General features: G+C 63.4%; 10 protein-coding genes. 1 reads left to right on the forward strand and 9 read right to left on the reverse strand.

Features of this window, described 5'->3' with window-relative positions:
- Positions 1-6: 6 nt before the first annotated feature.
- From PVE35_RS18945 to prfB, 4 genes are all read right to left on the reverse strand, one after another.
- The gene (locus PVE35_RS18945) at positions 7-558 is read right to left on the reverse strand and encodes a hypothetical protein (protein WP_277372675.1); all 552 of its coding nucleotides are present in this window, start codon (positions 556-558) and stop codon (positions 7-9) included.
- Between the two features lie 36 nt (positions 559-594).
- Positions 595-1,308, reverse strand: coding sequence for a TetR family transcriptional regulator (locus PVE35_RS18950; protein WP_268184367.1), 714 nt, complete (start codon positions 1,306-1,308; stop codon positions 595-597).
- Positions 1,309-1,963: 655 nt separating this feature from the next.
- A complete protein-coding gene (gene lysS, locus PVE35_RS18955) occupies positions 1,964-3,466 on the reverse strand; it encodes a lysine--tRNA ligase (protein WP_277372676.1) in 1,503 nt (500 codons plus the stop codon).
- 118 nt (positions 3,467-3,584) lie between these two features.
- A protein-coding gene (gene prfB / locus PVE35_RS18960) for a peptide chain release factor 2 (protein WP_268178670.1) occupies positions 3,585-4,680 on the reverse strand; the annotation gives its coding sequence in 2 pieces (ribosomal slippage) (positions 3,585-4,607 and positions 4,609-4,680; 1,095 coding nt in all).
- A gap of 155 nt (positions 4,681-4,835) precedes the next feature.
- Between prfB and PVE35_RS18965 the strand changes: the two genes are divergently transcribed.
- A complete protein-coding gene (locus tag PVE35_RS18965; RefSeq protein ID WP_277372677.1) occupies positions 4,836-6,479 on the forward strand; it encodes a GGDEF domain-containing protein in 1,644 nt (547 codons plus the stop codon).
- Here PVE35_RS18965 and PVE35_RS18970 read toward each other — a convergent pair.
- The 5 genes from PVE35_RS18970 to gtfA form a co-directional block, all read right to left on the reverse strand.
- Positions 6,474-8,090, reverse strand: a complete 1,617-nt coding sequence (locus PVE35_RS18970) for a GMC family oxidoreductase (protein WP_277372678.1) — start codon at positions 8,088-8,090, stop codon at positions 6,474-6,476. The genes PVE35_RS18965 and PVE35_RS18970 overlap by 6 nt on opposite strands.
- A gap of 93 nt (positions 8,091-8,183) precedes the next feature.
- Positions 8,184-8,918 (reverse strand): tellurite resistance TerB family protein, encoded by a 735-nt coding sequence (locus tag PVE35_RS18975; RefSeq protein WP_268178673.1) that lies wholly within the window; start codon positions 8,916-8,918, stop codon positions 8,184-8,186.
- Positions 8,919-9,018: 100 nt separating this feature from the next.
- Positions 9,019-10,728, reverse strand: coding sequence for a single-stranded-DNA-specific exonuclease RecJ (recJ, locus tag PVE35_RS18980; protein WP_277372679.1), 1,710 nt, complete (start codon positions 10,726-10,728; stop codon positions 9,019-9,021).
- A 163-nt stretch (positions 10,729-10,891) separates the two neighbouring features.
- The gene (locus tag PVE35_RS18985; protein ID WP_268178675.1) at positions 10,892-11,431 is read right to left on the reverse strand and encodes a YaeQ family protein; all 540 of its coding nucleotides are present in this window, start codon (positions 11,429-11,431) and stop codon (positions 10,892-10,894) included.
- Between the two features lie 63 nt (positions 11,432-11,494).
- The gene (gene gtfA, locus PVE35_RS18990; RefSeq protein ID WP_277372680.1) at positions 11,495-12,934 is read right to left on the reverse strand and encodes a sucrose phosphorylase; all 1,440 of its coding nucleotides are present in this window, start codon (positions 12,932-12,934) and stop codon (positions 11,495-11,497) included.
- Positions 12,935-12,947 lie beyond the last annotated feature (13 nt).

Consider the following 12,947-nt stretch of genomic DNA (forward strand, 5'->3'; position numbering starts at 1 on the left):
CACTTCCTATTCGGCCACCCGCTGATAACGCGCCACCTCGACGAACAGGTCGGCATTAGCCGGGTCATCGAGGTAGGCCAGCACCTTGTCCAGCGGGCTGGTGATCAGCACGCCCTCTCCCTCCGGCATGTCGATGGGGTGGCCTTCCAGCAGGCCCTTCTGCATATCGGCGAGCAGGTGTTCGCTGTCGAGGTTGAAGATCACTAGCTCGTTGCCACGGGTCAACTCGAAGCCGGCAATGGCGAAGTTGGCGCCCAGGCTCTTGGGCAATCCGGCGGAAAGATACCAGCGCCGGCCATGATGAGCCACGGTGAAGCCGAACTGCTCGAGGTTATCGAGGCTGTCCGGGCTGTCCTCGTACAGGCGTGCCTCGTACAGATTGGCGCCAGCACGGGTAATTTCCAGAAAGAGCCGTTCGCCCCATTCGTCCTCGCGCGTCCACTGCCCCAGCAGAGGAATCGGCGCCGCCTCGTTGGCCGGGATCGGTTCCCTGAAGGTGACCAGGCAACCACTCAACAACAGAAAGGACAAGGCGGCCAGTACGCGCCAGGCTTTCATTTCGCTCTCCTTGTGCACCGCCCCAGCAGGACCGCGTCAGCGCCCCAGAGCCAGATCGATATAACGTTTGAATATGGCCAGCATCGCCTGCCTGTCCTGTTGCTCGATACCTTCGAGCAAGCCTCGATACTCCATCTGCAGGATGAGGGCCGTCAACAGTTCTCCATCCTCTTGCGGCTGACTGGAGCCCAGTATTTCAAAGAAGTGCGTGACACCCTGCAAAAGTATCCACCGATGCGCCTGCGCCAGGCCATACAGACGTGGGTTGAGCAGTGACTCGAGGAAAAAGGCTCGTTCGGCGATCAGATGCTCGCGCCGCTCCTGCAACTGGTTGTGGATGTACTGCATGGCGAGTTCGGCAAGTTCGTCCACCACCTGCTGGCGAGCCTCGGCGCTGCCATCGAGTCGAGCAGCCAGTGCCACCACGACGGCTTGCATGCTTTGCCAGAATTCGGCCATGTACTCTGCGCTACGTTCGACGAACTGGGCGAAGGTGTCGGTAATGAGATCGTTGATGTCTTTGAAATAGTAGGTGGTAGCCGAGAGCGGCACATTCGCCTCGCTCGCCACCGCACGATGACGCACCGCGCGCACGCCATCGCGGACGATGATGCGCATGGAGGCGTCGAGGATGGCCTGGCGGCGCTGCTCGCTGCCCTTGCGGCTGGTCTTGCGACCCTGGTACTGAACGCTTTCTGCGACTGCGTTGGCCGCCTCGGCGGCACTCGGGGGGAACGGTATATGGTTCACGACAAGGCAACCCTCTGGGTACAAATCATGCCTGGAGAGTAATGGCTTAGCGGGACGACCAAAAGATTCCGCTGCGCGGAATGATGCTATTTTGATGGCGAATGTTGAATTTGGCCGGAATTGACCGGAAAAAAGCGGCTAAAAGGCGAATAAAAGGTGCTCCGATGCGCACCGACCAAGGTGTAGGAGCAAGTCACCTGCCAGCCGAACCCCACAAGCCGCTCGAACACCGAAAAAGGTTCATCGCATTTTCAGGGGGAATGCCTGGTTGACACCGGACTGGCAATTTTGTGTGAGTGCTTGTTGTTTGTTCGGGTGTTTGTTCCGGATTGCCGCGTTTTTGTTGATTTTTTTTGTTTCGCCCTCCCAGGCGAGTCACTTTTGCCCCGGATGGCCGGCCCGACAAAAGCCCATGCCTTCTTTTGTAGCGTTTGACAAAAGAAGGTCGCCGGGGGGCGAAACGGGAGGCATCAGCTAAACACTGATAAGTAGCTAGAACACCGAAACCAACACACAAACTTGCCAGTCCGGTGTTAATACTGATTTCCTCGAGATTCCGCGAAGAACCGAAAAAAAACGCCGCACTCCGTTACCGGATGCGGCGTTCTTTTCTACGAATCATTAGCAGGGTTCACAGTGAGCCCCTGCCAAGGCATCAAGCCTGTGGGCGCATGTGCGGGAAGAGGATGACGTCGCGGATCGATGGCGAGTTGGTCAGCAGCATCACCAGGCGGTCGATGCCGATGCCTTCACCGGCGGTGGGCGGCATGCCGTACTCCAGGGCACGGACGAAGTCGGCGTCGTAGTGCATGGCCTCGTCGTCACCGGCATCCTTCTCCGCCACCTGGGCGAGGAAGCGCTCGGCCTGGTCTTCGGCATCGTTGAGCTCGGAGTAGGCGTTGGCGATCTCGCGGCCACCGATGAACAGCTCGAAGCGGTCGGTCACAGCCGGATTCTGGTCGTTGCGACGGGCCAGCGGCGAGACCTCGAACGGATACTCGGTGATGAAGTGCGGCTGCTCCAGCTTGCTCTCCACCAGCTCCTCGAAAATCATCACCTGCAGCTTGCCCAGGCCTTCGTGGCCAAGCACCTTGGCGCCGGCCTTCTTGGCGATGGCGCGGGCCTTCTCGACGTCGTTCAGGTCAGCTTCGCTGATGTCCGGGTTGTACTTGAGGATCGAGTCGTACACCGACAGGCGCACGAACGGCTCACCGAAGTGGAACACCTTGTCGCCATAGGGCACGTCGGTGCTGCCCAGCACGGCCAGGGCCAGTTCGCGGAACAGCTCCTCGGTCAGGTCCATGTTGTCGCGGTAGTCGGCGTAGGCCTGGTAGAACTCGAGCATGGTGAACTCGGGGTTGTGCCGGGTCGAAACACCTTCGTTACGGAAGTTGCGGTTGATCTCGAAGACCTTCTCGAAGCCACCAACCACCAGGCGCTTGAGGTACAGCTCCGGGGCGATACGCAGGAACATGGGCATGTCCAGCGCATTGTGGTGAGTCTCGAATGGCTTGGCCGCCGCGCCACCGGGAATGGTCTGCAGCATCGGCGTTTCCACCTCGAGGAAACCGCGCTCGTTGAGGAAACGACGGATGTGGGCGATCACCTGCGAGCGCACTCGGAAGGTGTGGCGAGTTTCCTCGTTGACGATCAGGTCGACGTAGCGCTGGCGGTAGCGCTGCTCGGTGTCGGTGAGGCCGTGGTGCTTGTCCGGCAGCGGGCGAAGCGACTTGGTCAGCAGACGCACGTTGGTCATGTGCACGTACAGGTCGCCCTTGCCGGAGCGCGCCAGGGTGCCTTCGGCGGCGATGATGTCGCCCAGATCCCAGGTCTTGATCGCTTCCAGGGTTTCGGCCGGCAGGCCCTTGCGGTCGACATAGACCTGCAGGCGACCGGAGGTGTCCTGCAGCACCATGAAGGCGCCACGGTTGAGCATGATGCGACCGGCGATCTTCACCGGGATGGCAGCGGCTTCCAGCTCTTCCTTGCTCTTGCCCTCGTACTGTTTCTGCAGGTCGGCGCACAGGCTGTCGCGGCGGAAATCGTTGGGGAAGGCAATGCCCTGCTCACGGACGGCAGCAAGCTTTTCCTTGCGCTGGGCAATCAGCTTGTTTTCTTCCTGTTGCAGTTCGTTGTGGTCGAGTTGTTGGTCGCTCATTGCGGGTCGTCCCGGTCAAATCATCATTCTGGAAAGATCGCTGCAGGTTGAAACGAATGCCTCCTCAGAGGCTCATCCGCTTCACTTGCGGCTTGTAGCTTGAAGCTTGCGACTGCTCTCAAAGCCCCTGCTTGAGGCTGGCTTCGAGGTAGCCGTCGAGGTCGCCGTCGAGCACCTTCTGGCAGTCGCTGCGCTCGACGCCGGTACGCAGGTCCTTGATACGCGAGTCATCGAGCACGTAGGAACGGATCTGGTGGCCCCAGCCGATGTCCGACTTGCTGTCCTCCAGCGCCTGCGAGGCGGCGTTGCGCTTCTGCATCTCCAGCTCGTACAACTTGGCCCGCAGCATCTTCATGGCGGTGTCCTTGTTGGCGTGCTGGGAGCGTTCGTTCTGGCAGGCCACCACGGTGTTGGTCGGCACGTGGGTAATCCGCACCGCCGAGTCGGTGGTGTTGACGTGCTGACCACCGGCACCGGAGGAGCGGTAGGTGTCGATGCGCAGGTCGGACGGGTTGATCTCGATCTCCACCTTGTCGTCGATCTCGGGAGAGACGAACACCGCCGAGAACGAGGTGTGGCGACGAGCACCAGAGTCGAACGGGCTCTTGCGCACCAGGCGGTGCACGCCGATCTCGGTGCGCAGCCAGCCGAAGGCGTACTCACCCTTGATGTGCACGGTGGCACCCTTGATGCCGGCGACTTCGCCCTCGGACAGTTCGACGATCTCGGCACTGAAGCCGCGCTTGTCGGCCCAGCGCAGGTACATGCGCAGCAGGATGTTGGCCCAGTCCTGGGCCTCGGTGCCGCCGGAGCCGGCCTGGATGTCCAGATAGCAGTTGTTCGGATCCATCTCGCCGCTGAACATGCGGCGGAATTCCAGCTTCTCGAGGATCTCGCGCAGGCGCTCGACTTCGGCGACGATATCCTTCACCGCACCTTCGTCGTTCTCTTCGGCAGCCATTTCCAACAGGTCGCGGGAGTCACTCAGGCTGCCGGTGAGGTCGTCGATGGTTTCGACGATCTGCGCCAGCATGGCGCGCTCACGGCCCAGGGCTTGCGCGTACTCTGGCTTGTTCCAGACGCTGGCGTCTTCCAGCTCGCGGTTTACTTCGACCAAACGATCATGCTTTTGATCGTAGTCAAAGATACCCCCGAATGGTCTGGGTGCGTTCGGACAGATCCTTGATGGCGTTGAGGATCGGATTGATTTCCATGGTAGTAGGCACTCGCGGCAAATCGGACGGAAAAGCCGCAGAGTATACCTGAGCGCGAACGCGCCTGGCAGCCCGCCTGCGCTAAGGATTCTCCAGACGCGGGATCAGCGGCTCTCTATACTTGGCCCCATGCTCCCTACGGATGAATCGTCTCGATGCCTCTCTCCTACAGCCTGCGCAGTCGCTTCGCCCTCGTCATTGCCCTGCTGGTGGGCGCCCTTAGCTGGATGCTGGGGACATTGATCGGCCAATACAGCAGCCAGCAGTTTCGCGAGGATACCGGCCGCAACCTGGCCGAGCTGTCCTACAGCATGGCCGATCGCCTAGACCGTGACATGGCCAGCCGTGCGGCAGTGCTACGAGTCCTGGGCAGCTTGCAGGCCCTGCGCCAACCGGACGATCTCGATGAAGTCCGCCAGTTGCTCGACAATCTGCAGAAAGAGATACCCAGCATCGCCTGGATTGGCTTCGTCGACCCTCAGGGCACAGTGCTGGCCTCCAGCAACGGCCTGCTCGAAGGCGCCAGCGTCGCGCAACGCCCGGTTTTCCTGGAGGCCCAGAAGAACATCTTCATCGGCGACGTGCACGAGGCGGTACTGCTGGCCAAGTTGCTGTCGAACCCCTCGGGCGAGGCAATGAAGTTCGTCGACATCAGCCTGCCGATCAAGGGCAGCAATGGCGAACTGGTCGGCATACTGGCCTCGCACCTGTCCTGGGCTTGGGCCTACGAGGTGCGCCGCTCGCTGCTCGAACCGATACAGGAACGGCGCAACGTCGAGTTCTTCGTCATCGGCAAGGAGGGTTCGATACTGCTCGGCCCACGCGAGATGCTCGGCCACCCCCTGGAGCTACCCAAGCTCGCCGACCTGCAACCGGGTAGCAGCCAATGGGCGGTGCAACGCTGGCCGGACGGCAACGAATACCTCACCGGCATGACTCGCAGCCAGGGTTATCAGGACTATCCCGGCCTGGGCTGGACGGTGGTGGCACGGCAATCGGTGGAGCAGGCCTATGCCCCCGCCCAGCGTATGCTGCTGAACATTCTCATCTGGGGCAGTGCCCTGGCCCTGGCCTTCGCCTTCTTCGGCTGGTTGATCAGCGGTTACTTCACCCGGCCGCTGCAGGAGATCGCCGAGGCTGCCGACCGCCTCAGCGCTGGCGAGGTCAGCGAGATTCCAGAGATGCAGGGCAGCCGCGAGATCACCCAGCTAAGCCAGTCCATCCGCCATCTGGTGGAAAGCCTGACCCTGCAGAAACGCGCTCTCGGCGCCATGGAAACCCTGGCCCACCACGACCCGCTGACTGGCCTGCCAAACCGTGTGGCCCTGGAGAAGTACCTGCCCCGGGCGCAGCAACGTTGTCAGGCGCAGCAGCAGTGCCTGACCCTGCTCTACCTCGATCTCGATGACTTCAAGCCGATCAATGATACCTATGGTCACAGCGCCGGCGACCACCTGTTGCGTGAGCTGGCACAACGTCTCAAGAGCAACCTGCGCGACGGCGACATGGTGGCACGCCTGGGCGGTGACGAATTCCTCATGATCATGCTGGTCAACGAGGCGGATGCCCGCCAGCAGGCGCGCCAGGTGGCCGAACGCGCCATCGCTAGCCTCGGCCAGCCCGTGCAACTGGAAGAGGGCCAAGTGCGCATCGGCTGCAGCATCGGCGGTGCCATCTGGCCGCTGGATCACGCCGACCTCGGCGAGGCGCTGGAGCTGGCCGACCAGGCCCTCTATCGGGCCAAACAGGAAGGGCGCAACCGCGCCCAGTTCCAGGACGGCGCGATCACGATCTCATGATCCCGGGGCGTCGGCCACGATCATCTGCGCGGCCTTCTCGGCGATCATCAGCACCGGCGAGCAGGTATTGCCGGAAACGATGGTCGGCATGATCGAGGCATCGACCACACGCAAGCCGCCGATGCCGTGCACGCGCAGGCGCGCATCGACCACGGCGTCACGCCCCTGCCCCATGGCGCAGGTGCCGGCAGGATGGAAGATGGTGGTGCCGATCTCCCCCGCCGCACGCTGCAAATCCTCTTCGCTGTCGTAGCCCGCCCCCGGCTTGTATTCCTGCGGCCGGTAAGGTGCCAGTGCCGGTGCAGCGACGATGCGCCGGGTCAGGCGAATGGCAGCGGCCGCCACCTGCAGGTCGCGGGCATCGCTCAGGTAATGCGGGCTGATACGGGGCGCATCCTCGAGCTGCGCCGAAGCGATCTCGACACGCCCCCGGCTGTATGGGCGCAGGTTGCATACCGAGGCGGTGAAAGCCGGGAAATCGTGCAGCGGCTCGCCGAAACGATCCAGCGACAGCGGCTGCACGTGATACTGCAGATTGGCGCGCGCCTGGCCAGGATCGGACTTGGCGAAGGCGCCAAGCTGGCTGGGCGCCATGGACAACGGGCCGCTACGCTTGAGCAGGTATTCCAGCCCCATGCCCAGCTTGCCCCAGGGCGTGGCGGCGATGCGGTTGAGCGTCTTCACCCCCTCGACCCGATAGATCAGGCGTAGCTGCAAATGATCCTGCAGGTTCTCGCCGACACCAGGCAGTTCGTGCTTCACCCCGATACCAAGCCGCTCGAGCAAGGGCCGCGGGCCGATGCCGGAGCGTTGCAACAACGCGGGCGAACCGATGGCACCGGCGCACAGCAACACTTCACGGCGCGCCGCCACGCGCACCTGGCGCCCCTGCCAGCGCAGCGACAAGGCCTGCGCCCTGGCTGCATCCAGCTCCACCCGCTCGGCCTCGGCATCCGTCAGCACGTGCAGGTTCGGGCGCTGGCGAATGCCACGCAGAAAGGCCTTGGAGGCATTCCAGCGCACACCGCCTTTCTGATTGACCTGGAAGTAGCTGCAGCCTTCGTTGTCGCCGCCGTTGAAGTCCTCGATGCTGGCGATACCGCTCTGCGCCGCAGCCTCGCGAAAGGCTTCGAGAATCTCCCAGGACAGGCGCTGACGCTCCACCCGCCACTCGCCATCGCCGCCGTGCAGCGCACTGTTGCCGGCGAAGTGATCCTCCGTGCGTTTGAACAGCGGCAGCACCTCGTTCCAGGCCCACCCCGGATTGCCCGCTGCGGCCCAGGCATCGTAGTCGGCAGCCTGGCCGCGCATGTAGATCATGCCGTTGATCGACGAGCAGCCGCCGAGCACGCGACCACGCGGGTACTTGAGGCTGCGCCCGTGCAGGCCGGGATCGGCCTCGGTGGCATAGCACCAGTCCGTGCGCGGGTTGCCGATGCAGTAGAGGTAACCGACGGGAATGTGAATCCAGGGGTAGTTGTCGCGCCCGCCTGCCTCGATCAGCAGCACGCTGACGCCCGGGTCGGCGGAAAGCCGGTTGGCCAGCAGGCAACCGGCGGGGCCGGCGCCGACGATCAGGTAGTCATAGGCATCCAGGGGTGCTTGCGACATGGGCATCCTCGCGTGTCGTTCTTGTCGTTGGCCCACAGCCTAAAACAAGCACAGCGCGAGGATGAATGATCTTTTGGTCTGAGAGCACAGCTCTCAGACGTGCTGCAGCTCGGCTCGCACCTGCGCCTCCAGCTCACCCTTGAGCGCTGGCGGTAGCTGTAGCTGGCGCGCCAGCTCTTCCAGGTAGGCGCGCTCCATGAAGTGCTCCTCGTCCACCATCAGCACGCTGGCCAGGTACATTTCCGCGGCCATTTCCGGCGTGCTGGCGGCGCGCGCGACGTCGGCCGGATCCAGTGGCTTGTTCAGCTCGGCATGCAGCCAGGCCTGCAGCTCGGCATCCTGCGCCAGCTTGCCCAGCTCCTCCTCGATCAATTGCCGCTCACGCTCGTCGACATGGCCGTCGGCCTTGGCCGCAGCCACCAGCGCCTTGAGAATCGCATGGCTGTGTTGCTCGGCCTGCGGCGCCGGCAAACGATCCAGGGTCTGCGGTTCGACCGGCTGCGTGCCACCCTGCTGGGCCTGTTGCGCCTGCCAGTTGCCGTAGGCCTTGTAGGCCAGCACGCCCAGCGCGGCCAGGCCGCCATAGATCGCCACCTTGCCACCGACCTTGCGTACCCGCTTGTTGCCCAGCAGCATGGCCAGCGCCGCACCACCACCGGCGCCCTTGAGCATCGAGCCGAGATCGCTGCCACCGCCCTTGCCGGACTTGCCCCCAAGCAGACCGCCCAAGGCGCCACCCAGGCCGGACGAGGAAGCACCACCGCCCTGCTGCTGCAGCATGTCTTGGCCGGATTTCAATAATTGGTCGAGCAGGCCGCGCGTGTTCATGGAGGCTCTCCGAGAGTTGAAAGCCCTGAATCTACTGCGAAGCCACGCTGACGTCGGTTCGAGATTGCGTCAGGATATTGCGCGCGGATCGGCAGCGGACTCAGCGTGGAGCGATATGCGCCACCATCAACTGCACGCTCTCGTTGCCACGGAACTCGTTGAGGTCGAGCTTGTAGGCCAGTTCGGCCCAGCGCAGCGTGGGATTGGGCCAGACCTCGCGGTCGATGTTGAAGGCGATGCCATCGAGCTGCACGCTGCCGCATTCGGTCTTGAGTACCAGCTTCAGATGGCGTTCGCCGACGATGCGCTGATTGACGACCTGGAACACACCATGGAACAGCGGCTCGGGGAAATGCTGGCCCCAGGGCCCGGCATTGCGCAGGGCACGGGCCAGTTCCAGATGGAATTCGGTGGCGTCGAGCTGGCCATCGGAGAGCAGGCGCCCGGTCAGGTCGTCCTCGCTGAGCTGACGGCGCACTTCGGCGTCGAAGGCGGCGGCGAAGGCGCCGAAGTTGGCCTGCGGCAGCGACAGGCCTGCGGCCATGGCATGCCCGCCGAACTTGCTGATCAGCCCCGGATGCCTTGCGGCCACGGCGTCCAAAGCATCACGAATATGCAGCCCCGGCACCGAACGCGCAGAGCCCTTGAGCATGCCCTCACCGGCGTCGGCGAAAGCGATGGCCGGGCGGTGGTAACGCTCCTTCAGACGCGAGGCGAGAATGCCGATCACCCCCTGATGCCAGTCCGGCTCGAACAGGCACAGGCCGAACGGCATGTCGTCCAGGGACAGATCCTTGAGCTGGGCCAGCGCCTCGCGCTGCATGCCCTGCTCGATGGCCTTGCGATCCTGATTGAGCTGGTCGAGTTGCACCGCCATGTCGCGGGCCAGGGCCTCGTCGTCGCAGAGCAGGCATTCGATCCCCAGGCTCATGTCGTCCAGGCGCCCGGCCGCGTTCAGTCGTGGGCCGAGGATAAAGCCCAGGTCGGTGGAGGTGATGCGCCGATGATCGCGTCCGGCCACTTCGAGGATCGCCCGCAGGCCCGGCCGCGCCCGCCCGGCACGAATGCGCGCCAGGCCCTGGTGCACCAGGATGCGGTTGTTGGCATCCAGCGGCACCACGTCGGCCACGCTGCCCAAGGCCACCAGATCGAGCAGCTCACCCAGATTCGGCTCCGCACGGCTGGCGAACCAGCCGCTTTCACGCAGGCGCGCACGCAATGCCAGCAGCACGTAGAACATCACCCCGACGCCTGCCATGGCCTTGCTGGGGAAGCTACAGCCCGGCTGGTTGGGATTGACGATGGCATCGGCGGCCGGCAGTTCCGGCCCCGGCAGATGGTGATCGGTGACCAGCACCTTGAGCCCGGCGGCCTTGGCTGCGGCTACGCCATCGACGCTGGAGATGCCGTTGTCCACGGTCAGCAACAGATCGGGCTGGCGCTGCAGCGCCACGGCGACGATTTCCGGCGTCAGGCCATAGCCGTACTCGAAGCGATTCGGCACCAGATAGTCGACATGCGCCGCACCAAGCAGGCGCAGACCGAGCACACCGACCGTACTGGCCGTGGCGCCGTCAGCGTCGAAGTCACCGACGATCAGGATGCGCTGGCGCTGCGCCAGCGCCTCGACCAGCAGTTCGACCGCTGCATCGATACCCTTGAGCTGCTGGTACGGGATCAGCCGTGCCAGGCCCTTGTCCAGTTCCTCGGCGGACTGCACGCCACGGGCGGCGTAGAGACGGGTGAGCAGCGGCGGCAGGTTGCCCAGGTCAGGCAGTTGTGCAGGTAGGGGACGGGCTTCGATACGCATGGGCGAGGTGTCGCTTTTTCAAGATGGTACGGTTTTTTCTCCCCTCTCCCATTTATGGGAGAGGGGCTGGGGAGAGGGCCAATCCAGCAACACCGAGCCGCCGAAATCCCCCTCTCCCTAGCCCTCTCCCCGAGGGGAGAGGGAACTGCATCCGGCTACGGTTTCAACGCTGGCCAGCCAACCACTCCAGCGGGATTTCATGCTGGCCACGCTCGTCGGTGACGAACAGCTCGCCATCGCTGATCATCACGCTCCAGGACAGCGAACGCGGCATGTCCAGCGCCAGGTCGGCCAGCGCCTCCTGGCCCAGAGCGACCACGTTGATGTTCTTCAGGCTGCGCACCGGGTCGAGGCACTTGCCCTGCCACACGCGCAGGTTGCCATAGGCCACCAGGCTGAACTTTTCGGTACGCCGCGAGCACCAGGTGATGCGCTCGCTATCGGGCTGACCGACTTCGATCCAGTGCAACACGCGATCGTCCAGGCTCTTTTCCCACAGCGCCGGTTCGTCGACGTCCGACAGGCCACGACCGAAGGCCAGTTGCTCGTGATAGAACAGTGCATAGGCGATCAACCGCGCGGCCAGGCGCTCTTCGGTTTCCGAGGGGTGGCGGGCGACGGTGAAGCGCAGGTTCTCGTAGACGCTGCGATCCATGTCGGTGAGGTTCAGTTCGATCTTGTAGGTGGTCGATGGCAGGGCCATGGCGGGCTTCTTGGCTGGTCGAAAGAACGCCAGTCTACCGCGAAAGCATGGCCCCGCCGACCATCAACAGGTCATGCGGGTGATCCGCAACTGCTCGTCGGTGTAATCGATGATCGCCTGTAGGCTGTTCAGATCGAGGTGCAGGCGGCAGTAATGCTCACCATGGCGCCAGGCCAGCAGCAGTTGATCATCCGTCGAATAGTTCAGCTCGAAGCGCCCCTCGAAGGCCGGGTGCTGGCAACGAAAGCGCATCAGCGCCAGCAGGCGCTGCACCAGCGGCTGCTGCAAGGCCTGCTCGGCCTCCTCCAGGCTGTAGTAATGGCGATTGACGTCACGCGCCTCGCCGGTCTGCTCGAGCAGGTCGAAGTCGTTGCAGCCGCACAGCAGGCCGACGTAGTACACCTGGGGGATACCGGGCACGAAGAACTGGATGGCGCGGGCAGCGATATAGGCCTCGTCATTGCGCATCAAGGCCTCGTAGAAGGTGCAGGTGAGTTGGTAGATGGCGCCGACGCTGTGCACGTTCACCGCCGAGCGACGCAGGATGGGGTCGGCGCTGCGGGTCGAGACTTCGTCGATCAGGTACTGAATCTGCGCCTCGGGCAGCATGCCTTCAACATCCGGGATGCAGATGCCGTCATGGGTATCGAGCACGGTGACCTGGTTGCGCGGGCACATGCGCAGCCAGTTCTTCAGGTAGCGGCTGCTGCCACTGAGCAAGGCATGCAGCACCAGCGGCGGTAGAGCGAAACCGTAGGGGCGCATCTGCCGCCGCGAGATGGCGTACTGGTAGCTGATGTGATCATGCACTTCCGGCATCATCTCGGCATCGTACTTGGCCCCGGTTTCGCGGAACCACTCGAGGATGCGGTAAACGTTCGGCTCCACCAGGAAGCAACTGGTACCGATACGCTTGGTGGTGTAACCGAAGGCATCCAGACGGAACAGCTTGACCCCGCGCGCGGCGAGAAAGGCCATGTACTGCTCCATCAACTGGTAGGTCTGCGGCGAATCGTAATTGAGGTCTATCTGCCGCTCGGTGAAGGTGCACCAGACCCGACAGGTCTCGCCACTGGCCAGACGCACCTCGCGAAACGGTTCCTTTTCCTTGCGGATATGGATCTTGGCCAGGTCGTCGTGAGTGATCTCGCCAAGGCTGTCGACCTGCACGAAGAGATCCGCATAGCGCGAATTCTGGCCATGGGCGAGGAAGTCCAGGAACTCCGGCGACTCGTCGGCGATATGGCTGATCACCAGGTCGACGCACAGGTCGAAACGCGCGGAGATCCGCTCGACATCCGCCCAGTCGCCGTAGCGTGGATCCACCTCCATATGGGTGAGCGGCGAGAAGCCACCATCGGCGTTGGAGGGGTACAGCGGCAGGATATGCACGCCGCCCAAGGCATCGCCCAGGTGCCGATCGAGGAATTGGTAAAGTTCCCCCAGGTTACGCCCCAGGCGGTCGGGATAGGTGATCAGTTGAACGGCATTGCGCAGCGTCATGAGCCCCCCGGCG

This window comes from Pseudomonas sp. AA-38 (genome assembly GCF_029457475.1).
GTDB lineage: Bacteria > Pseudomonadota > Gammaproteobacteria > Pseudomonadales > Pseudomonadaceae > Aquipseudomonas.